Here is a 738-nt window from a genome sequence, read left to right on the forward strand (position 1 = left end):
TTGTGTCTTCTGTTGGCAGGCGAAACGATCGATCGAGTTCTTTCCGCTACCTAGGGCATTTTCTATGACCGAAATGCCCTATTTGTGCTGGGCTTTTTTATACACTAGCACTGGGGTGAATAGTTACTTAGCGACGTGGTGCTTAATTTGCTCAAGTACAGTTATTATTTAATCCACTCTAAAAATTCGAGTCTGTTGCCAAAAGGATCATTGGCATAAAAACGATTTGCTCCTTCTAGCGGTTCATCTTCCTTTACTGCAATCCCCTTCTCAATTAAGTGGTCACGCAATACAGCAAGATTTTTTACATGAAAGGCTGGGTGTGCTTTTTTAGCAGGTTGAAAATCATCTTGTACACCAATATGTAGCTGATGACTCCCACATTGAAACCATACTCCACCTCGCTTTTGTAAGTTCTCAGGTTTTGGGATCTCTTTCATTCCTAAAATTTTTCCGTAAAACTCACGTGCTTTTTCTTCACAACCTTTAGGAGCAGCAACTTGAACATGATCAATTTCTAAGAAAGTAAAGTTCATGTATATTCCTCCTCAGTAAATATATTAAATTAAGTTAAAATAATTTATTTTAATTTATTTTAATTTATTTTAATTTACTGTAGTTGAGTAATTTTCATTACAATAATTACCATTTAAAAAGAGACAAACGGGGTACTCCTTATGCCACATGGAGCTGTTTTTTCACGGCATCAATGGGAATATTTTGTTTCGCTGCGCCGTA

1 protein-coding gene is annotated in these 738 nt (G+C 36.4%); it reads right to left on the reverse strand.

From position 1 onward, the window contains the following. Positions 1 to 164: 164 nt before the first annotated feature. Entirely contained in the window at positions 165 to 536 is a 372-nt protein-coding gene (locus tag K1I43_RS15460) for a VOC family protein (protein WP_003397545.1), read from the reverse strand. Positions 537 to 738 lie beyond the last annotated feature (202 nt).

Origin of the sequence: Anoxybacillus sp. ST70 (assembly GCF_019553625.1) — a bacterium.
Taxonomy (GTDB): Bacteria; Bacillota; Bacilli; order Bacillales; family Anoxybacillaceae; genus Anoxybacillus; species Anoxybacillus gonensis.

What these genes read in the sequence shown, in the direction of transcription:
- K1I43_RS15460 (WP_003397545.1), bottom strand. Translation starts at nt 536, where the DNA reads ATGAACTTTACTTTCTTAGAAATTGATCATGTTCAAGTTGCTGCTCCT.